Source organism: Halomonas sp. MCCC 1A13316, from assembly GCF_014931605.1.
In the GTDB taxonomy this organism is placed as follows: domain Bacteria; phylum Pseudomonadota; class Gammaproteobacteria; order Pseudomonadales; family Halomonadaceae; genus Halomonas.
This window is the reverse complement of sequence record NZ_CP053382.1, coordinates 2,661,149-2,681,103: the sequence shown is the minus strand read 5'-3', so window position 1 is coordinate 2,681,103 and position 19,955 is coordinate 2,661,149. Positions and strand designations below refer to the sequence as shown.

The 19,955-nt window shown below is 60.9% G+C and carries 17 protein-coding genes; 8 read left to right on the top strand and 9 right to left on the bottom strand.

Annotated features, from left to right (window positions below; translation table 11 throughout):
• Positions 1-5: 5 nt before the first annotated feature.
• The 7 genes from fliL to fliF form a co-directional block, all read right to left on the bottom strand.
• Positions 6-482: a flagellar basal body-associated protein FliL gene (fliL, locus tag HNO52_RS12350; RefSeq protein ID WP_197565596.1), complete on the bottom strand. Its 477-nt coding sequence runs from the start codon at positions 480-482 to the stop codon at positions 6-8.
• Positions 483-593: 111 nt separating this feature from the next.
• Complete coding sequence (locus HNO52_RS12345; protein ID WP_197565595.1) at positions 594-1,862, bottom strand: flagellar hook-length control protein FliK; 1,269 nt, start codon at positions 1,860-1,862, stop codon at positions 594-596.
• Positions 1,863-1,881: 19 nt separating this feature from the next.
• Positions 1,882-2,337, bottom strand: a complete 456-nt coding sequence (gene fliJ, locus HNO52_RS12340) for a flagellar export protein FliJ (RefSeq protein ID WP_197565594.1) — start codon at positions 2,335-2,337, stop codon at positions 1,882-1,884.
• Positions 2,334-3,731, bottom strand: coding sequence for a flagellar protein export ATPase FliI (fliI, locus tag HNO52_RS12335; RefSeq protein ID WP_232090275.1), 1,398 nt, complete (start codon positions 3,729-3,731; stop codon positions 2,334-2,336). The genes fliJ and fliI overlap by 4 nt, the downstream gene beginning before the upstream one ends.
• Before the next feature lie 9 nt (positions 3,732-3,740).
• Positions 3,741-4,487 carry a flagellar assembly protein FliH gene (locus HNO52_RS12330; protein WP_197565593.1) on the bottom strand — a complete coding sequence of 249 codons (747 nt, stop codon included), beginning with the start codon at positions 4,485-4,487 and terminating at the stop codon, positions 3,741-3,743.
• Entirely contained in the window at positions 4,480-5,484 is a 1,005-nt protein-coding gene (fliG, locus tag HNO52_RS12325; RefSeq protein WP_197565592.1) for a flagellar motor switch protein FliG, read from the bottom strand. Before fliG ends, HNO52_RS12330 begins: the two co-directional genes overlap by 8 nt.
• Positions 5,481-7,220: a flagellar basal-body MS-ring/collar protein FliF gene (gene fliF, locus HNO52_RS12320; protein WP_197565591.1), complete on the bottom strand. Its 1,740-nt coding sequence runs from the start codon at positions 7,218-7,220 to the stop codon at positions 5,481-5,483. The genes fliG and fliF overlap by 4 nt, the downstream gene beginning before the upstream one ends.
• Positions 7,221-7,503: 283 nt before the next feature.
• Between fliF and fliE the strand changes: the two genes are divergently transcribed.
• A complete protein-coding gene (gene fliE / locus HNO52_RS12315; RefSeq protein ID WP_167110757.1) occupies positions 7,504-7,833 on the top strand; it encodes a flagellar hook-basal body complex protein FliE in 330 nt (109 codons plus the stop codon).
• 3 nt (positions 7,834-7,836) lie between these two features.
• On the opposite strand, the gene HNO52_RS12310 is transcribed toward fliE, so the two are convergent.
• Entirely contained in the window at positions 7,837-8,202 is a 366-nt protein-coding gene (locus tag HNO52_RS12310) for a flagellar protein FlaG (RefSeq protein ID WP_197565590.1), read from the bottom strand.
• A gap of 340 nt (positions 8,203-8,542) precedes the next feature.
• Here HNO52_RS12310 and HNO52_RS12305 point away from each other — a divergent pair, with 340 nt between their 5' ends.
• The 7 genes from HNO52_RS12305 to HNO52_RS12275 all read left to right on the top strand — a co-directional run bounded on the left by HNO52_RS12305 (position 8,543) and on the right by HNO52_RS12275 (position 17,761).
• A complete protein-coding gene (locus HNO52_RS12305; RefSeq protein WP_197565589.1) occupies positions 8,543-11,065 on the top strand; it encodes an EAL domain-containing protein in 2,523 nt (840 codons plus the stop codon).
• Between the two features lie 171 nt (positions 11,066-11,236).
• Entirely contained in the window at positions 11,237-12,208 is a 972-nt protein-coding gene (locus HNO52_RS12300) for an OmpA family protein (RefSeq protein ID WP_232090273.1), read from the top strand.
• A 98-nt stretch (positions 12,209-12,306) separates the two neighbouring features.
• Positions 12,307-14,130 carry a methyl-accepting chemotaxis protein gene (locus HNO52_RS12295; protein WP_197565587.1) on the top strand — a complete coding sequence of 608 codons (1,824 nt, stop codon included), beginning with the start codon at positions 12,307-12,309 and terminating at the stop codon, positions 14,128-14,130.
• A 139-nt stretch (positions 14,131-14,269) separates the two neighbouring features.
• Positions 14,270-15,634, top strand: coding sequence for a flagellar filament capping protein FliD (gene fliD, locus HNO52_RS12290; RefSeq protein WP_197565586.1), 1,365 nt, complete (start codon positions 14,270-14,272; stop codon positions 15,632-15,634).
• A gap of 334 nt (positions 15,635-15,968) precedes the next feature.
• The gene (locus tag HNO52_RS12285; RefSeq protein WP_197565585.1) at positions 15,969-17,063 is read left to right on the top strand and encodes a FliC/FljB family flagellin; all 1,095 of its coding nucleotides are present in this window, start codon (positions 15,969-15,971) and stop codon (positions 17,061-17,063) included.
• A 187-nt stretch (positions 17,064-17,250) separates the two neighbouring features.
• On the top strand, positions 17,251-17,577 hold the full coding sequence (locus tag HNO52_RS12280; protein ID WP_197565584.1) for a hypothetical protein: 327 nt from the start codon (positions 17,251-17,253) through the stop codon (positions 17,575-17,577).
• Positions 17,564-17,761 carry a hypothetical protein gene (locus tag HNO52_RS12275; RefSeq protein WP_197565583.1) on the top strand — a complete coding sequence of 66 codons (198 nt, stop codon included), beginning with the start codon at positions 17,564-17,566 and terminating at the stop codon, positions 17,759-17,761. Before HNO52_RS12280 ends, HNO52_RS12275 begins: the two co-directional genes overlap by 14 nt.
• A 148-nt stretch (positions 17,762-17,909) precedes the next feature.
• Here the strand turns inward: HNO52_RS12275 and HNO52_RS12270 are convergent, their stop codons facing one another.
• Entirely contained in the window at positions 17,910-19,883 is a 1,974-nt protein-coding gene (locus tag HNO52_RS12270) for a diguanylate cyclase (protein ID WP_232090272.1), read from the bottom strand.
• Between the last annotated feature and the right edge of the window lie 72 nt (positions 19,884-19,955).

Below are 19,955 nucleotides of genomic sequence, written 5' to 3'. Positions count from 1 at the left end.
ACCCGTTATTGCACGATGAACTCGGTGAACAGCACGTCCTGAATTTCAAGGGACGGCTGGGGCTCGGTCAGTGGCTCTGAGAGCATGGCAATGACTTCCTCGCTCAGGCGGCGCTTGCCACTCGGCGTAGTCAGTTCGCTTGCCTGCTTGCCGGAGAACAGCATCAATAGCCGGCTGCGCACCTGTGGCATGTGCTCATCCAGGATTTCGCGAGTTTCTTCATTGCCGACCTTCAGCGAAATGCCGGTATACAGCAGACGCGAACCGAAATTGTCGTCAGCGAGATTGACCGTGAAGGGTTCGATCTTGATGAAGATCGGTGCCTGGCGCTCCAGCTGTTGCGTCTGTATGGCTTCTTCTCCATTGCCGCTGCGGTCGTTCAGGACCATGTAGATGGCCGCCCCGGCTGCTGCCGTGGAGAGCAGTACCAGCAGTATCATCAACCACAGGAGCTTGGAGGAGCCACCCGTCGATTTCGCCATTGCCTTGCCTTTGTCTATGTTGGTCTAGCAGTTGGAGAGAGTATGCCGGAGGCGCGCGGCTCCTGATGACAGGAACAGGCCGCGCGAAAGGGCTTATCTTGCCTTTTTGTCTCAGGCGTAAAGGTTCACGCGACCGTCCAGCGAGAGCGTGGTAGCGGAAGGCGCTGCGAGCACATCATCACCCAACAGGGCCGGATCGTCAGCGACCTGTGCACCCTGGCCACGCTGGCCGTCACGGCCGGCGAATGCCTGGGCATCCTGCCGACGCTGTTCGCCCACCGAGGTTTCGCCCAGGCTGATACCCTGCTCGGCCAGCGCCTCGCGAAGCTGTGGGATGGCCTGCTCCAGCACTTGGCGTACCTGGGCATGGGCAGACAGGAACTGGGCCTGGGCACCCTGTTCAGTCATTTTCAGGCTCACGGCAAGCGGCCCAAGCTCGGCTGGGTTCAAGCGAATCTCGACCTGTTGTTCACCGCCTTGACGGGCGAACTGAACCAGCTGCTGGCCCAGTTGGCCGGGCCAGGCCGGGCTCTGTACCGGTGCGGCAAGGCTGGTGTGGGTGAGCAGGGAGGGCTGAGCGGTTGCGCTGGCCGGTGTTGCCGTACTGGCAGAGGATTGTGCCATCGGTGCGGATTCCGGCACGAAGCCGCCGCGTGCTGCGTCGGCTGCTACCGCACGCAGTTCGCCACCGCCAGGCTGGGGCGTGGAGACTTTGGCCAGGGCACTCGTGAAGTCGGCGGGACGCGCCGGAGTGCTTGCGTCACTATCGATTTCCTGGACAGAGGCGGTAGCGGATGCCGTCAACTGAGCCGCCAGCGGTTTGTCGGGCGCGGCCGTGGTGGGCACGGCGGGCATGTCAGGGCGCGCGGGTCGCTCTGCCAGGGCATTTATCCCCAGGGGGGGAGCGCTAGGGCGCTGAGTCTCCGAGGCTACGACTGTCGCCACCAGGGCGGCGGCGTGGGGGTGCTCGGTGAGCTCTAGCGGAATTTCACCAGCGGGCAATGCCAGTTCCAAGCTGGGTTGCGGTTGCACGTTGGTTACTGCGGGCTGCTGATGGCTGCCATCGATCAGCGCGAGTCTTGCCATGATCTCGTTCAGCTCGGCATCGGGCAAGGCAACGTCGGTCTCGCCATCGAGCCGTTGACCGGCGTGGGCATTCAGTGCCTGAAGCAGTGCCTGCTGTGCCGCCATGGTCGGTGGCGGCAGGCCTTCGACCGAAGTGGCGTTCAAGGCGGCCGGGAACGTGACGCTGCCGGCCTGACCGGGCGCGCTCTGGGCGGCTTGGTTGAGCGCCAGGGCGAATTGGCCATGGCCAGCGCCGGATTCCGGTTTGCCGGAGAGTGGCGTCGGCAGAGCGGACAGGATCATCTGAATATTCATGGTTATCTCCTTTGCCGAATCACGATGTGTATCCGGCACGCAGGCGCAAGAGCCGTCCGGCTGACATCTCGTCATTGATACGCTGTTCGCGGCGCTCCTCTTGACGCTGCCGCTCGACATCCCGGCGCGATACCAGCGTATCGTAGGCCGAGAGCCGCTTCTGTTCCTGCTGCCACTGCTGCTGGCTCTGCTGGACCCGTTGCTGCTGGGCATCGAGTGCTTGCCTGGCCCGCTGCAGAGCGGTATCCAGCGAAGCCAGGAACTGTTGATAGTTATGCATGCTGGCCGGATCGATGCCTTCACGCATGGCCTGCTGCAGGCGTTCGGCATACTCGAGCCGATAGCGATTGAGCGACTCCAGTTGGGAGGCCACCTGGCGCTCGTTCTGACGTTCACCAGCCAGCAGTTGACCCGCCTGATCGCGGGCATCGCGGGCCAGATCGCTCAGCATGGCGAGTTGAGACGATGCACTCATTGTCTGACTCCTAGGGTTTCAGCCAGAACCTGTCGAGAAGCCTCGATCGAGGCATTTTCATTCATGCCCTGCTGGAGGAAGTGCTCCAGCTGCGGGTAACGCTGGACGGCTTCGTCCAGCTGGGGATCGTGACCCGGGCTGTATGCGCCTACGCTGATCAGGTCGCGGTTGCGCTGATAGCGAGAGAAGAGCCGCTTGAACGCCTGGGTCATGGTCAATTGTTGGTCGTCGATGATGTGGGTCATCACGCGGCTTATCGAGGCTTCTATATCGATGGCCGGGTAGTGGCCGGCTTCGGCCAGAGTCCGTGACAGCACGATGTGGCCATCGAGAATGGCGCGTGCCGAGTCGGCGATGGGGTCCTGCTGGTCATCGCCTTCGGTGAGTACGGTATAGAAGGCGGTGATCGAGCCGCGGCCGCGTTCGGCATTGCCGGCACGCTCCACCAAGCTGGGAATCTTGGCGAACACCGAGGGTGGATAGCCCTTGGTCGCAGGAGGCTCGCCGATGGCCAGGGCGATCTCGCGCTGGGCCATGGCGTAGCGGGTCAGCGAATCCATAATCAACAAGACGTTCTTGCCCTGGTCGCGATAGCCTTCCGCCAAGCGCGTGGCATAGGCGGCGCCCTGCAGGCGCTGCAGCGGAGAGGTGTCGGCGGGGGCCGCTACCACCACTGCGCGGCGGCGCCCCTCAGGGCCGAGAATGTTGTCGATGAAGTCCTGCACCTCGCGGCCCCGTTCACCGATCAGGCCCACCACGATGACGTCGGCCCCGGTATAGCGGGCCATCATGCCGAGCAGTACCGATTTACCGACACCGGAGCCGGCGAACAGCCCCATGCGCTGCCCGCGACCGACGCTGAGCAGGGCATTGATGGCGCGAATGCCGACGTCGATCTGCTCGTTGATCGGCGCCCGCTTCAGCGGGTTGAGCGGCGGGGTGGCGAGTGGGGAGCGTGGCGCATCGTCCAGGGGGCCGAGGCCATCCAACGGGTCGCCGTTGCCATCCACTACGCGGCCGAGCAACGATTCGCCGAGAGGGAAGCGACGGGCGGCGTGATCCGGGCCATCGCCCAGCGGGAAGACGCGAGCACCGGGCATCAGGCCGGCGATCTCCGTGAGTGGCATCAGAAGAAGGCGTTCGCCGTTGAAACCGACCACCTCGGCCTCGGCGAAACGGGGCGGCTCGCTGCTGCCGGACGAGAGCAGTTCGATGCGGCAGGCATTGCCCAGTGCCACGCGCAGGCCGACGGCCTCGATCACCATACCGGTCGCGCGGAGCACCCGACCACTGGCGCGAAAGCCGGGCACCGTTTCCACACGCGCACGGACATGCCGCAGCGTATGCTGCCAGCGTGCCTGGTGCGTGTTGGTCGATGCCGCTGTTTCGCTCATGTCCTGCCTCTATTCTTCGTTATTGCCGGGGGGAGTCGCCGTACGTCGCCGCCTGACCTGTGATTTGACGGCCTCCCAACGGCTCTCCCAGGTGGCGTCCAGCTCACCGTTGGCGCTCGTTACCCGGCATCCTCCACGGGTCAGCTGGGCGTCTGGCTGCAGCTTCCAGCCTGCCGCGGCCAGCTCGCTGCCCAGGTGTTCCTCGACCAGCTTGTGGTCCTGGGGATTCAGCCACAGGCGCTGTTGCCCGATCATCGGTGGATCGGTATGAAGTAACGCCTTGATCAGTTCCAAAATCTGCTTGGGACGTGCCTTGAGCGCCTCGCCGGCCAACTGATGACCCGTTGCCATGGCCAGCTCGACCAGGTCGTTGGCGATCTCTTCGTCGAGCAGTTCGAGCGCATCCGTGAACTGCTCGGCAAGCGGCTTGAGCGGCGTCACGACCTCATGAATGCGTTGCTTGAGTTCGCTCTGGGCCTCATCACGGCCTTCTCTCAGGCCCTGGGTAAGACCTTCGCTGCGCCCCGCCTCGAAGCCGGCCTGGTAGCCCTCTTCGCGGGCTTCCTGAATGACCTTTTCGCGCAGTGCTTTCAGCTCCGCCTGGCGCTGAAAAGCGGCACGGCGCCTGGCCTGCTCGGCGGGGTCGAGCTCCTGTGCAGGACTCCTGTCGTCCGAACTCTCGGCGTGCAGCTCGCCCATACGCCAGCGCTGCCAGGGCGCATGGCGTTCGGAAGAGGAGGGCGCCCGCTCAGACATAGGTGTCGTCTCCGCCGCTCAGCACGATCTCGCCGGAATCCGCCAGGCGGCGTACCACCTGAAGGACGGATTTCTGCTCGGCTTCGACCTGGGAGACGCGAATCGGCCCGCGGGCTTCCATGTCCTCGCGCAACAGGTCGGCGGCACGCCGCGACATATTGCGCAGGAACTTCTCCATGAGCCCTTCGGGGGCGCCCTTGAGCGCCACCACCAATGAGTTGGTGTCGATCTCCTTGAGCACCAACTGGATGCTGCGGTCGTCCAGGTCCATGAGGTTCTCGAACAGGAACATCTCGTCGATGATCTTCTGGGCCAGGTCCTCGCTGTGGGCACGTACCGTTTCGATGGCGGTCTCTTCCAGGGAGGAGTTCATCAGGTTGAGAATCTCGGCCGCAGTCCTCACGCCGCCCATCTTGCTGCGCTTGAGGTTCTGGCCGTCGAGCATGCCGGTCAGCACCTCGGTGAGCTCCTGCAGGGCGGCCGGCTGAACGCCACTGAAAGTGGCGATACGCAGAACCACGTCGTTGCGCAGCTTGTCGTCGAATTGCTCCAGCACGTCGGCGGCCTGATGCCGCTCCAGATGGACCAGGATGGTGGCGATGATCTGCGGATGCTCGTCGCGGATCAGCTCGGCCACCATAGAAGCTTCCATAAGGTTCAGCGAATCGATGCCGCTGCTGCTCCCGGTGGACTCCAGTATGTCCTCGATCAGGCTGGTGGCACGTTCGCTGCCCAGGGCCTTGGTCAACACCGAACGGATGTGATCGCTGGAGTTGAGGTTCAGCGCGATGAACTCTTCGGTTTCACGATGGAACTCCAGCATGACCTGCTGCATATCCTCGTGGGAGACCTGGTCCATCTCCGCCATCTCCATACTGAGCTGCTGGATCTCCTTGGGCGCGAGGAACTTGAACACCTCTGCGGCACTATCCTCGTCGAGGGCCAGCATCAGGATGGCGCTGCGGCGTACGCCGCTCATGGTCTTGGCACTGCTCATTCTTTATTCATCCAGCTGCGTACGATCATGGCGATCATGCGTGGATCCTCCTGGGCGAGCTCACGCAGCTCGGCCAAGTGGTCTTCATAAGCCGAGGAGCGGCGCTTGCGCTTCGGCTTCTGGTAGGGGCGCAGTGCGTCGTCTTCTTCGCCTGCCGCTTCCAGCTCGCCTTCGCTTGCCTCCGTGTCGTCGCCCACACGAACCTGCAGACCGGTACCGGGGGTCGTGGCCAGCATGGGCCGCTCGGTATGACGCTTGATCAGCGGACGCAGGATCAGCAAGTAGCCCAGCAGGATACCCAGTGCCACCAGCAGGTAACGCCCGATGGTGAGCGCCAGTGCATGCACCTGGGGCGACTGCCACCACTCGAGTTCCTCGAACTCCTCAACGTCACGAGTGAACGGGCTGTTGACGACTTCAATGGCGTCTCCACGTGCCTGGGAGAAGCCGATGGCCTGACGCACCAGGCTTTCGATCTGAGCGATCTCGACCTCGCTGAGCGGAACGCGCTCCCATTCGCCTTCTTCGTTGCGCTCTTCACGGTAATCCACTACCACTGCGGCGCTCAGGCGAGTCACCTGCCCTTGGCGGTGCTGAATGTGCTGAACGTTGCGGTCGACCTCGTAGTTGACGACGTCGTCCTGGTTCAGGTTGTTCAGCGCCTGTAGGCTCTGCTGGGCTTCCTCGGTGAGCTCTCCTTCTTCATCGGTGGGCAGATTTTCGATGGGTGAGGGTGCGACTCCCGGAGGGGTGTTGCTCAGCGCACCGGGTATGCCCATTGCCACACCGTCGCCACCGTTATAGGAAAGGCTGGACTGGCGGCTGCGCACTGCGGCTTCGTTGGGCGGCTGGTTGGGGCCATAGCGCTCGCTGGTTTCTTCGCGACGTGAGAAGTCGATCTGGGCGGCTACCTGGGCGCTGATGCTCTCGCGGCCAAGTATCGGCGAGAGAATGTTCTCGATGCGTTGCTGGAAGGAGCGCTCGACCTCGGCGATATAGTCGAGCTGAGTCGCGTCGAGACCACGACCCTGGCTGTTCGGCATCGACAGCATGCGACCGCCATGATCGACCACGGTAATGTTTTCGGCGGCGAGGTCCGGTACGCTGCTCGAAACCATGTGAATGATGGCATTGACCTGGCCATCGCCGATGACCCGACCGGGTTCCAGGGTGACGATGACCGAGGCCTTGGCTGGCTCGCGGTCGCGTACGAATACCGAATCGCGGGCCATGGCCAGGTGAACGCGGGCGCGGGAAACCGGCCCGAGGGATTCGATAGAGCGCGTCAGCTCGCCCTCGAGGCCGCGCTGAAAGTTGACCTGCTCAGCGAACTGGCTGACACCGAAGGCTTGATTGTCCATCAGTTCGAAGCCGACGTTGCCACCGCGCGGCAAACCTTGTTCGGCCAGTTGCAGGCGCAAGCTGTGAACGGAATCTCCCGGCACCAGCAGCGCTGTTCCACCCTCGCTGAAGCGATAGGGAACGCCGCGAGTGTCCAGTTCGCCGATGATGCGGCCGCCATCGGCCTCGGTGAGGTTGCTGTAAAGGACACGATACTCGGGCTCGCGCGCCCACATCAGCAGAGCCACCACGATTGCGATCATGGCGGCTCCACCGATCAGAACGGCAAACAGCGGGTTTCCGCGAAGCTGCTGCTGGAGTCGCTCCAGCAGCGCAGTGGAAGACGCGCTACCCGAGGCGTTCTGACGCTCCTGCGTCGTGGCACCGTTGCTCATGCGCCCCCCCGTAGGAGAGCGCCATCGGCTGCTTGCAAAATGTTGCTGGAAGATGGCATCGACTGCATCCGTTCACCGCGTTCTGGCTGCCCGCAAGGGGCGCAACTGTGATGGGAGCTATTATGCGAGCCGTCTTCCAGTCCAAAGGCGGGAAAAGCCCCTTTTTTACCTGCCATTTGGCAGTTTGGTAAATCTTCGTAAGCTGTTAGCCTTGCTCTACATTCGCCAGGGGCCGGTTGGTTATGGCAGCGGCAAACTATCATTCTGCAAGAGGGCATGGATCATGAGTTCACCGGCCATCCAGTCGGCGCTGGCACAGATGCAGAGCCTGGCGACCCAAGCCGGCGGTCAGGTTGGCAAGGGGCAGCAGGTTTCCACTCAGGTGGGGCAGGGCGGCTTTGCCGGCGAGCTACAGGCTTCGATACAGCGCATCAACAGCCTGCAGCAGGCATCCGCCGCCAAGACCATGGCGTTTCAGGCCGGCGATCCCAATGTCGAGCTCAACGACGTCATGGTCGACATGCAAAAAGCCAGCGTCGCCTTCCAGATGGGGCTGCAGGTTCGTAATCGCCTGGTGACGGCCTATAAGGACGTCATGAACATGCAGGTGTGATACTCACACCTTCAGGTTGATCAACCGCCCCTGCAACTCTTCCAGCCGCTCGGCGATGGCCAGTACTTCCTCCGAAGGAATTTGGCGCAGTACGTCACCCGTTTCACGATCCACGATGCGGGTAATCACCCGTGACGTGTCGTTGAGTTCGAATTCCACGCCGTACTGGCGAAGTACTTCATTGATGCGTTGAATCGGCTCGACCAGGTCGGCAGAGCTGGGCGATTGGCCGTGGCTCTTGGCCTGGGCCAAGGCGGTTCCGGCCGAAGGTAGCGTGGCGAGCACGGTTTCCTTGCGCTGGCGTGGTGTCAGCTCGTGAAGTGCCGACGTGTTCAAGGCATTGGTGGCATCGGTTAGTGGCGAAGACATTTCGTATTTTCCTTATATATGCCTTTGCTGAAGCAGTCCTTCAGCATCCTCCCCAAGGCCGCCTAGTAGACAGCCTCTCCCGCAAAACCTATCGGCACAGCCGCGAATAACTTTAATGTTTGATGCAATTTTTTGCGCCCTTGAGCGTACCGTTGGACATTTTTTCCGTTCGTTGATGCAAAGTTATGCCAAGTGGATAAAATGCAGTTACGGATTGGCTACATTTTTAATGTTGCATCCAGACAAGCAGGGATCTTGAGCAGACAGGGAAGCGTGCAGGTTGCACTTGGGTTCGCTGTAGACGTTGACTCAAGCAGCAGTTTCCAGCCAGCGAGGCGCCATGAGCCAAGAGCTAACTATCGAACGCATCATGCAGTCCGGGTTGCTGACTTGTGAGTTCGAGACACCGCTGTGGATGGCAGCCGAGCGAATGGCGGCACGCCAATGCAGCTCGATCGTCGTGGTTAAATCGGGCCAGCCCCTGGGTATCTGGACGGAACATGACGCGCTTGCAGTCAATTTCGCCGACCCCGATGCCGTACGTCAGCCCATATCGGAGTTCATGAGCCAGCCGGTGGTGAGCCTGCCCTCAGGCACGCCGGTCAGCGAAGCCGCGCTGCGCTTCAATGCCGAGCGGCGCCGGCATTTCCTTGTGGTGGATGACGCTGGCGCCCCGCTGGGAATCCTTTCGCAAACCGATGTTGCCCTGAACCAGGGGCTCGAGCCCTACCTGAGGCTGCGCGAGGTTCAGGCCGCCATGCGTCAGCGCGCGCTGGTGCTGGAAGGCGAGCTGCGCTTGGCCCAGGCGGCGCGTTCGATGCGGCTCTCCGAGTGCGATGCCGTTGTGGTCAAGTGCGAGGATGGCGAGCTGGGCATTCTCACCGAGCGTGACCTGGTGCGGTTCGTGGCGCGCCATCCGGGGAATACGCCAATCGAATCGCTTGCCAGTCGACCCCTGCTGACGGTGCACCAGAACGATACCCTGATAGCCGCGCGGGATCTGCTGATGAATCATCGCGTACGCCACCTGGCCGTGCTGGATGAGGCCGATGAAGTGGTAGGGCTGCTGGGCTTTCGCGACATGCTGGCTGGCGCCGAGCACCTCTACATGCAGGACCTGCGTAACGCCCTGGAGCAGCGCGACCGTGCGCTTGCCCAGTCGCGGGAAAACCGGCAACTGGCCGAGCGGGTGATCGATTCCTCGCTGGAAGGAATCATCATCACCGATACCGCTAATCGCATCGAATTCGCCAATCGTGCATTCACCCATATGACCGGTTACACCGCAGAGGAGGTGATCGGAAAAACGCCCGCAATACTGTCGTCGGGGCGCCACGACGCTGCCTTCTACCGTCAGATGTGGGACGCCCTGCAGCGCAGTGGTTACTGGCGCGGCGAAATCTGGAATCGGCGCAAGAGCGGCGAGCTCTATCTGGAAATGCTGACGATCACGGCGATCACCGACGATAGTGGGGTAGCTACGCATTACGCTTCGCTGTTCAGCGACATCACACACCTGCGTGACAATGAAGAGCGTATTCGCAGGCTGGCCTACTACGATGCCCTTACCGGGCTGCCCAACCGTCGCCTGCTGGAGGACCGACTGGAGCTGGCGATACGCCACGCCCATCGCAACCAGAGCCGGCTGGCCGTCATCTTTGTCGATCTTGATCATTTCAAGGAGGTCAACGATGCGCTGGGCCACGCCTTCGGTGACGAGCTGCTGGTCATGATGGCCGAGAGGCTGCAGCTACGCCTGCGAGAGGATGACACCCTTGCCCGTCTCGGGGGCGATGAATTCCTCGTGCTGCTTCCCGACCTCGAAGAGGTGGACGAAGTGGCCCGAGTAGCCCGACGTCTGGTGGAAGCCGTCCGCGAGCCTTGCGTGATCGAAGGCCAGGAGTTTCGCCTCGGTTGCAGCCTGGGTATCAGCCTCTACCCTGATGATGCTTCGACGGCGGAATCGTTGGTACATAACGCCGATGTCGCCATGTATCGGGCCAAGCAGGAAGGCCGCAACGGCTACCGCCTCTACCGCAACGAGATGAATCTGCAGGACGATCGCCAGCGCGCGCTCGAAACGGCCCTGCGCGAGGCGTTTGCCACGGGAGAGGGCTTGCAACTGCACTACCAACCCGTTTTCCAGCGTGAAGGAGGCCGGCTGCAGGGCGCCGAGGCGCTGCTGCGTTGGCACCACCCCCTGTTGGGCAGCGTGCCGCCGGCCAGTGTCGTCACCTTGGCCGAGCGTGCGGGGCTATTGCCGCAGCTGGATGAGTACATTCTCGAGCAGATCTGCACGCAGCTGGCCGCCTGGAGCACCTTGGGGGCCGGGCCGGTCCCCATCAGCATCAACCTGTCGGCAAGCCAGTTCTGGCAGCACGACCTGCCCGTGCGCGTGGCCACCAAACTCAACGTACACAAGCTGCAGCCGGGCCTGCTGGGTTTCGAGATCGCCGAGCGCACGCTGATGGAAAAACCCCACCAGGCGGCCATCGTGCTCAAGCGCTTGCGGCGCCTGGGTGGCGAGGTCGCCATCAATGATTTCGGCACCGGCTATGCCTCGTTCGGTTATCTCCAGGAGCTGCCGATCAGCATGGTCAAGATCGACCGCCGTTTCGTGCAGCGCCTGGATAGCGGACAGCGGGGCAGTGCGGCCATCGTGGCCGCGGTGGCGGGGCTGGCTCGAGAAATGGAGCTGCGCCTGGCTGCCGTCGGGGTCGAGACCGAGTCGCAGCGTGAAGCCCTGGCTCGGCATGGCGTCGAACTGATCCAGGGGTATCTCACCGGCCAACCGCTGCCGGCCGACCTCTTCGCCAAACGCTATCTGGCCACCCGCAATGGCGTGACGCCTCAAGACGCCTGACAGTTTCAGGCGGTATCGAGAAACCGGCTTCGGCGGGCGCTTTTCATGGTTTCACCCGTCATCGAGACCCGTTAGTCTAGGCATCTTTTCGCGTCTCCCTTTCATGCCTCCAGGTTAACAACCGTTTCGATGAGTACCCTGCACTCAAGCAGCGGTGATCATCGTGGGCCCATGCGCCACGAATCACTGATGCCGACCCACTACGATCACGATCAGGACAGCACCTGGATGATCGGCTACCTGGACATCATGACCCTTCTGGTGGCGCTGATGGTGCTCATCTTTACGCTTTCCAGCTTCGGGCAGCCTGACGAGGAGGCAGCGCCACTCGCCACGCACGTTCCCTTTGCCATTCCGTTGCCCAGTGAGATGGCAAAGGCGTTGCCTGTGCCGGCCGTGCCTCGTCCGGCTCGCGGCCAGCTGAGCCAATCTGCTATTGCAGCTGCGCTGGGCGTGGCAGGGCTACCGCACCCGGCGCCGAGCGAACGGGTTGCCTTTACGGCTCCGCCCACGCCGCTGGCCCTGTTGGCGAAACGTGAGTCGCCTCTGCCTGTATTGTCGCCACCGGCGTCTCCGCAACCGGTGTTGGTGGCCAACGGCCCACTGCCGGTTTCCGCTGCCGAATTTGCGCTGGTGCTGACCGATCGCCCGCCGAACGGCGTTGGGGTAATCGACCCGCAAGCCATAGCGGCGACCGAGGAGCTGCAAGCCGTGCTGAGCGAGCGTTTGGACGATGCCCCATACCTGGCAGACCTCGAGGGAGTTGAGGTTTCGCGGGTGGCCGAGGGTATCAAGCTGCGCGTGGAGGATCGGATGCTGTTTCCCACCGCGACGGCCGAGTTGACCGACGACGGTGAGGCGCTCGTTCAGAGCCTGATGGAAGTGATCCAGCGCCACGATGGAGAAGTCGCTGTGGAGGGGCATACCGACAGTCGTTCGATTCAGACCGAAGAATTCCCCTCCAATTGGGTGCTCTCCAGTGCCAGGGCTATCGCCATCGTTCACGCCCTTGAGCGGGCGGGTGTCGACTCAGAGCGTCTTCGCGCAGTGGGCCTCGCCGATACACGCCCCCTGGCCAGCAACGACACGAGGGAGGGGCGGGCTCAGAATCGCCGAGTGGAAGTTATTATTCACGCGCGCTGAAATCCACCTAAAGTCTATTCTCTCGCGGCCGATATGCGGGTAACCCCGGTGCAAGGAGGCGTCCGGCTCCGCATCCCGTTACAAGCGAGACCCCTATCATGCTCACCTCTTTGCGACTGCGCTTGCTGTTGGCCACGGCTGCCGTCATTGCCGTGTCGCTGCTACTCAACGCCGCCATTAACTACTTCACCCTTCAACGTCATAACGACCAGCAGATCGCGCGCAACCTGGCGGCCGAAGCCCAGGGCAATGGACTTGCCATCAGCGAGTGGATCGAGGCCCGCGCTGACATGCTGGAAGCATTGGCACCAGTCGCTCGAAATGATGATCCGATGGCAGCGCTGCAACAGGGGGCCGCTGCCGGTGGCTTCATTTCGGTGTATCTGGCCGACCCGGCGGATGGCAGTGGGATTTTCTCCGACGGTTGGAATCCGCCGGCAGACTATGATCCGCGCCAGCGCCCGTGGTACCTCCAGGCCGTAGAGGCCGGTGACACCATCGTTACGCAGCCCTACGTGGATGCCAGTACCGGCGGTTTGATCGTCACCATCGCCACGCCCTTCCATGTCGATGATCAGCTGGTTGCGGTTGGCGGTGGGGACATCGCCATCGATACCATCGTGGCCAATGTGGGTGCCATTGCACCAACACCGGAAAGCTTCGCCTTTCTGGTTACTGCCGATGGTACGTTAGTGGCGCATCCCGATCCCGAGATGACGCTGGAACCGGCTTCGCGTCTGTCCGAGACCTTCGATGCCGGCTACTTTTCTTCCCCGATCGGCGTTGAACAGCCAGTGCACCTCGCCTTGGAGGGGCGCAACAAGCTGCTGCGTAGCGTGCCCATCCAGGGTACCGACTGGCAGCTAGTCGTAGCGCTGGACGAACGCGAAGCCAGGGCCGGACTGCGCACCGTACTGGGAACATCGCTGGTGACCCTGGTACTGGTGGTGCTGGGGGCGGCCCTGGTGCTGGGAACACTGCTCAAACTGATGTTCCGCCGGTTGCAGGCAGTACGCGATGCCATGACCGACATCGCCAGTGGTGAAGGCGACCTTACCCGACGCCTGCCCGAGAACGGTCGCGATGAGGTGGCGCAAATCGCAGGCGCCTTTAACCAGTTCGTATCGCGTATCGAGAATGTCATGCTCACCATTCGTGATGCCAGTGAGTCGGTGACCGTAGCGGCGAGCGAAATCGCGACCGGCGGCCAGGATCTCTCCCGGCGTACCGAGAATGCCGCCTCGAGCCTGCAGCAGAGTTCGGCCTCGATCGAAGAGATCACCAGCACCGTCGAGCACACCGCGGATTCGTCGCGTCATGCCAGCGAGCTTTCTCAGTCGGCTTCCGATGTGGCGACCCGCGGCGGCCAAGTGGTGGGGCAGGTCGTGAACACCATGGAGGAGATCACGGCCTCTTCGGAGCGCATCGGTAACATCGTCAAGGTAATGGATGGCATTGCCTTCCAGACCAACCTGCTGGCGCTCAACGCCTCGGTCGAAGCAGCGCGTGCCGGGGAACAAGGCCGGGGCTTCGCCGTTGTGGCAGGCGAGGTACGCCAGCTGGCGACGCGCAGTGCCGAAGCGTCGCGTGAGATTCGTAGCTTGATCGATGCATCCGGCCAGAAGGTGGCCGCGGGTACCGAATTGGTTCGTCGCGCAGGCGCGACAATGGAAGAACTGGTGGCGGGCGTGAATCGAGTGGCCAAGGTTCTGGGCGAGATCAGCGTGGCGGCAAGTGAGCAGAGCGACGGTATTGGTCAGGTCAATGTGGCGGTTGCCGAACTCGACCGCATGACCCAGCAGAACGCCGCTCTGGTGGAAGAATCGACGGTGGCGGCCGAACAGCTCAAGGATCAGGCCGACCGTCTAGCCGAAGCCGTAGGTGGGTTCAAGCTCAGCGAGCGCCGGTTGGCCCAAGCCTGAGTGTGACGCAAGCTGAACTGGCCGCAGGGAAGCGGCCTGCTGCGTATGGAAAAAAATTTTTGAAGCGCTAAAGTTCCTTGCGCTGCGGCCGATAGCGGTTCTAATCACTAATCTCTGCCAACCCAGGGAAGCGAATAACATGGCATCGATCTCTTCACTCGGCATTGGCTCCGGCCTCGACCTGAACGGCCTGCTCGATCAGCTGCGCAGTGCCGAGCGGCAGAAACTGCAGCCCATCGCACAGCAAAAGGCACAACAAGAGGCGAAGATATCCGCCTTCGGTCGGCTCAAGGCCGGTGTCGACAAGCTTCAGGGCGCGGCGCAAGCGCTCAATGATTCAACGCTTTATCAGAAGCTCTCGGCCAGCGTGCAGGGCGATGGCATGTCGGCTTCAGCCAGTGATGCGGCGAGCCCAGGCCGTTACGACGTTGCGGTAACCAGCATTGCTACTGCCGGCACGCTGGCAACGACTCGTGTGGATAGCTTGGAGACCAGTCTCACCGATGCCGGTTCCACCCTGGACCTTGCTTTCGGAGATGGCACTACCCATACGGTGGCTCTGGAGGCCGGCAGCACGCTGGAAGGCATGCGCGACGCCATTAATGCCGATGAGGCTGCCGGCGTCGATGCTTCCATCATCAACGATGGGACTGGCTATCGTCTCGTGCTCTCTTCGAGAGAGACGGGGGCTGATGCGGGTATTACCGGAATGACTTTCACGGGGCTGTCGGCCGGTGTCACGCTAGGGGAAGATGCCGCGACGGCCCGTACAGGCAAAGATGCCAGCCTTACGATCAATGGCATCGCCATCACCAGTGCCACCAATACCGTGGAGGAGGCCATCCAGGGTGTAACCTTGTCGCTTACGCCGGAGGCCGAGGGCAACACCTTGAGCCTCACCGTGTCGCGTGATGACGGTTCGGTCAAGGACGCGGTCAACAAGTGGGTGTCCGCCTACAACGAGCTGCAGTCCACCATTGGCCGGATGATCAAGCCTGGAGTCGACGGCACCTCGTCTGGCGAGCTTATTGGCGATCGGACCGTACGCACCCTGGAGTCGCGTATGGTGCAGGACCTCACCAGCAGCGTACCAGGCGGTGACTTTTCCTTGCTCTCGGATCTGGGTGTTTCTCTCAACAAGGAGGGAAAGCTGGAAGTCGACGAAGCGGCCCTGGATGCCGCCATTACGGATTCTCCTGCGGCAGTGTCAGCCTTCTTTGCCGGTGATAGCGAAGAGGCCGGCATGGCCGGTCAGTTCAGTGGCACCCTGAAGCAGATCCTCGACGACAACGGCATGCTCGGCAATGCCATCGAGGGTGCCGAGAGCCGTGTCGAGAGCCTGAACGAGCGCTTTACACGCATGGAAGCGAGCGTTGAGCGAACCATCGAGCGCTATCGCCAGCAGTTCTCTCAGCTGGATACCATGATCGCCCAGATGAACCAGACCAGTGACTACCTGTTCCAGCAGTTCGACATGATGAACGCCCAGCTCGGACGGGAGTGATCGCTCGTTTGTATCAGAGGAAAAGCGCCGCCAGGCCCCGCCTGGCGGCGCTTTCGCGTTGTTGGTTGCACGCTGCGTTGTCTCGTGCTGACTTTGTGTATGCGGTAATCGCAGGGCTGCAAGCTGGGCTTGGAGCGCTAGGGTCGGGTAACAGCAAAAACTATCAACGCCAAACGAAAAAAATTTCACCACGCCCTAAAGTCTTGCCGGCAGGTGCCGTTAATTAGGGTAACGGCCAACGGCGCCGTTGAGGTAGGCCCGAGATGCTGGGCCAGTTAAACAAGGTTCAGTGGGCCCGCCAATGGAGCCCTCAACGAAAAGAAGGAATGATTCCATGTCAGTGATCAATACCAACATCACTTCCATGATTGGCCAGGCCAACCTGTCCAAGTCACAGAATGCCCTGCAGACCTCCATGGAGCGCCTCTCCTCCGGCCTGCGTATCAACAGCGCCAAGGATGATGCGGCGGGTCAGGCCATCGCCAACCGCATGAGCAGCCAGATCACTGGTCTGTCTCAGGCGCAGCGCAACGCCAACGACGGTATCTCAGCGGCTCAAACTGCTGAAGGCGCCCTTAATCAGGTAAACGATAACCTGCAGCGTATTCGTGAACTGACTGTTCAGGCTCAGAACGGCACCAACTCCGGCGATGACCTTAATTCGATTCAAGCAGAAATTGAGCAACGGGTTAATGAGATCAATCGCATTTCTGATGAGACCAGCTTCAACGGCGTGAAGGTCCTCTCAAAGGATCAAGATATTTCAATTCAGGTCGGTGCCAATGATGGTGAATCCATCGATATTGAGCTTGAAGAGATTAATTCAGATACCCTGAGCATGGATACATTCAATGTGAATGGGTATGTAGATAATGTTACTGCAAAGGTTGCTGGTGACTTCACGGATAGTAATGATGTCGCAATAAGCACCCTTACCCTTACTGATAGTAATACTGCTGGTGCTGGAACAAATGCGCTTGTTCAAGATGATGCGGGAAACTATTTTGTTGAAAATACAAACGGCACTGTTAAAACATATTTTTCAGTAAGCGAGAGTGACTTTAAAATCACAGATGATTCTACTGGCGCAGCAGGGGATGGTGAGCTCGAAGTAGCATTTGATTCCTCAGCCCAAGGTCAGACTGAAGCTCGTACCACTGATCCTTTGGCAACTTTGGATGGTGCTCTGAGCCAAGTTGACACACTTCGCTCTGACCTCGGTGCTATCCAGAACCGTTTCGAGTCTGCCATCACCAACCTTCAGACCAACGAGACCAACCTGTCTGCTGCCCGTTCGCGCATCGAAGACGCCGACTACGCGACCGAAGTGGCTAACATGACCAAGGCTCAGATCCTGCAGCAGGCCGGTACTTCCGTACTGGCACAGGCAAACCAGATTCCGCAGAACGTGCTGTCTCTGCTGGGTTAATGGTTTAGCTGGTAAGGTTGTACTAAAAGCAGGGCGAAAGCCCTGCTTTTTTATTTCTAATAAGCTGAATTAATATTTTTTTCTACTTGTGCCGAGCGAAAGTCCGCACAATATTATAGCCAGATGTAGGGAGTTCGATTTGGAATCTAGTGTTACGTTATCTGTTCGAGAGTTACTGGAAGATCTGGTGCCGAAGCTCAAGGCCACCGAACGTTTCATACGCGATACGCTCGTCTCCAGAATCGAGCGTTGTTACGATCCGGCCGAGAAGCTTAGCCTCAAGAATTTGAAGATCGAATTCGAGCTCGAAACCGTCATGATCCGCATGAACCTGAAGCATCTGATGCGCCGCTACTCCGTCGAGCTCTTCGAGTTTCAGGAGGGGAAGAAAGACGATGCGCTCCTTGAGCTGCAGGCGGAAGAGGCTGTGGCCATAGAAAGCCTTCGTCGTCTCTACCTGCGTACCCACGAGTGGCAGACCGATCGAGAGGGGCTTCGCTATGACGGAGGATGAGCATCAGCAAGTCATCAGCCAACTGGAATCAGTGATTTGCGAGACCCGCGAGACGTTAGCGGCCTTCGAGGTAACCGGCATGGATGAGCAGATGCCGGAAGATTATGACAAGCTGTTAACGATTCTCGACCAGTCCGTCAAGCAGCAGCGCGAGCATACGTGGGCGATGCTGGGTCTTTCGTAACTCGTCGCGCTTTGACGAATACTTCATAGACGATAAACGCTGTTTTTTGCTTGATGTCTTCAATAAGCTGGCGTCGCTGAAGGACCGGTCGACATCGATCCGCAGCTTGTCGGCCAATTCACCGCCCAACTGCCAGCGCTGCTGTTGCCTACATCCAGACCACCCGGTTGCGTCCCTGCGCCTTGGCTTCATAGAGCCCACTGTCGGCTCGCTTGATGGCGGGCTTGAGGCTGGGCTCGTCCATGTCTACCGATGTGACACCGAGTGAAGCGGTGTAGCGAAGCAGGTGCTTATCGATCCCTTCCTGGCCCACTTCTACCGGGGCATTTTCCAGCGCCTGGCGGAGTCGCTCGGCGACTTGTATGGCCTGATCCAGAGGGGTATCGGGAAGCATGGCAACGAACTCTTCACCACCCATCCGGCAGAGCACATCGCCCTCTCTCAGCAGGCCTTGGGCCGTTCTGGCAAAGGCCTGCAGCACAAGGTCGCCTGCATCGTGGCCATACTCGTCATTGATGCGCTTGAAATGGTCCAGGTCGATGGCGATCAGGCTGAGGGGGGCACCGCTCCGTCGTGCTCGGGCCATCTCTCTGGCGGCTTGGTCATGCAGATAGCGACGATTGCCCAGCCCTGTTAGCGGGTCCGTCATGGCCTGGCGAGCCAATGCCTCTTCCATCTGCTTGCGTTCGCTTAGATCGAAGACCATGGCACGCGTGTTCACATATCCATGGCGCGTGATATAGGCGGTAGCCTGAATGACCACGGGGAGCGTCTCGCCGCTGCGAGTGAGCAGTTCGCACTCCGCGGCGCCCTCGCGCTCAGGGCCCAGGACAGCCTGGAAAGCCGTTTCGAAGGCCTGGCGAGTTTCGGGCGTGACGAAGTTGCGGTAATTGCGCTTTTCGATAACCTCCTCGGCACTGTATCCCAGCCAGGCGAGCTCGGTGCGGTTCATCTTCACCACTCGGCCATCCGCGTCGAGTGAGTGGTAGCCGCAGGGCGCGTTCTCGTAGAGATCCCTCACATCGAGGGCGTACTGATGTGCCTCGTGGGAGAGCTGCTGAGCCTGTCGCCGCAGCGCGTGCTGGCGATGATGGCTGATCGCCCAATACACACCGAAGGCGATGGATAAGAGATACAGCAGGAGAAGGATGAAAAGCAGGGTTTTCTCTTCATGGAGAAGCGTTGCGAGACTGGGCTTGGTCAAGACGATACCTAGCCGCCAGGGTTGAAGGCCTGGCTCGCTGGTCACCATTCCGGCCTGGCTTTGGTAATGGTGGATGCGAGCGTCGTACGTCTGGAACATCACGAGCCGCTCGTCGAGGTCTGTCTTGCCATGATGGCGCGGCAACAAGGCCTTCCAGGTTTCCGGCGAGTGGGACGCGAAGTGGCCGCCGAAGGGTAGCGGACCTTGTGTCTCGTCCAGTAGCCAGGTTCCGCGTGCATCCACCAGCAGCGGGTAGGACGCGGCATCGAGTGCCATGGTTTGTTGAAGGTGAGTCGCGAGTGTTTGCCAATCCAGAGTGAAGCGCAGAATGCCTTTACGATGCCCCTGCGTATCGTACACGGGGGTTGCGATATCCATCACGGGACGGCCAACCGACGGCCCGCTTTCATACGGCAAGCGGCGTCTTGGCGAAGAGAGATAGACATCGCGAGGCGCAAGCAACCTGGCCTCGTGGAGAAGAACGGCATTGGCATCTTGCCCGGCGGGCGGTAAGCCGGCGTGGCCGACGCTCAGCAGCGCTCGGCCATCCAGGTCGGTCAAGCTCAGCTGGGCATAGCGAGCATAGTGAGGCAACAGTGTATCGAACAAGGCGCGAACTTGCGCTTTGGTGAGCTGTGTGGCGGCCTCGAGAGGCGGGGATTGGGCCACCCCCACGCCATCCAGATAACGCTTGAGCAACGGCATCTCGGCCGTTGCCAGCAGATGATTGATGCTGGCGTTGATGTCTTTCTGCAGCGTCCTGTGGCCCCCCTGCAGCAGGGCATCCGCTGTGGATATGGCCCCATCGAGCCGAGCGTCAAGGTGGGCGCGAAAGACCGGGTACAGGGTAGCCGTTACCAGGATGACAGGCACGATGACGGCCATGGCCAGTCGCTTGCAGAAAACGTTGATCGCCACCGAGAGGCCTCCTGAGGGGTCACGCGCTTGGCGTAAGCCGGCGCATTCTAGGGGAAGGCCCAAGAGATGGGA